Here is a 799-nt window from a genome sequence, read left to right as displayed (position 1 = left end):
TCCCGTTGTTTCATCCCGGAATCTGTGGTTGATGGTGCTTTGCGGGGTCGCGCCAGGAGATGGTGCTCTCGCCGGTGAGGCGGCGGGCCATCAGGTTGGTCATGGCGAGGTGGATCATGGCTTCGGAGCGGGCGGGCAGGGTTTCGTAGTCGCGGGCCAGGCGGCGGTGGAGCATCAGCCACCCGTAGGTCCGCTCCACGGTCCAGCGTTTGGGCAGCGGGGTGAATCCCCTGGTGCCGGGCGCGCGTTGGACGATTTCCATGTCGATGCCGAGGGTGGCTGCGTGTTCGACGAGATGTTGGCGGTAGCCGCCGTCGACCCAGGTCTTGCGGACGGTGGGATGCTCCGCGGCGACGTGTTCGACGAGGGTCCGGCCGGCATCGGAGTCCTGCACGCTCGCCGCGGTGACCAGCACCGCCAGCAACAGCCCGAGGGTGTCGGTGACGATGCTCCGCTTGCGGCCCACGATCTTCTTCCCGGCGTCGATGCCCTGCCCGGCGGCCGGGACGCTGGTGGAGGTCTTCACGCTCTGCGCGTCGATGACACACGCCGAGGGCTGGGCACTGCGGCCCTCCTTCTGCCGTACCAACTCCCGTAGCAGGCCGTTGAGCTGGGCGAACACACCGTCCTTCTGCCACTTGGCGAAGTAGCCGTAGACGGTTTCCCAGGGCGGGAAGTCGTGCGGCAGGTAGCGCCACTGCACCCCGGTGCGGTCCACGTACAGGATCGCGTTCATGATCTCGCGCAGCTCGTGCTCGGGCGGCCGCCCGAACGCCAGGGCCCGGCGGCGGCGCTCGGA

General features: G+C 68.6%; 1 protein-coding gene. It reads right to left on the bottom strand.

Features of this window, described 5'->3' with window-relative positions; translation table 11 throughout:
• Positions 1–10 precede the first annotated feature (10 nt).
• Positions 11–799: IS5 family transposase (locus tag KUM38_RS29490; protein WP_217133735.1), on the bottom strand; the 789-nt coding region annotated here is incomplete at its 5' end.

This window comes from Streptomyces sp. AC558_RSS880, from assembly GCF_019049255.1.
GTDB lineage: Bacteria > Actinomycetota > Actinomycetes > Streptomycetales > Streptomycetaceae > Streptomyces.
Note: the sequence above shows the minus strand (reverse complement) of the source record. Positions and strands in the feature narration are given on the sequence as shown.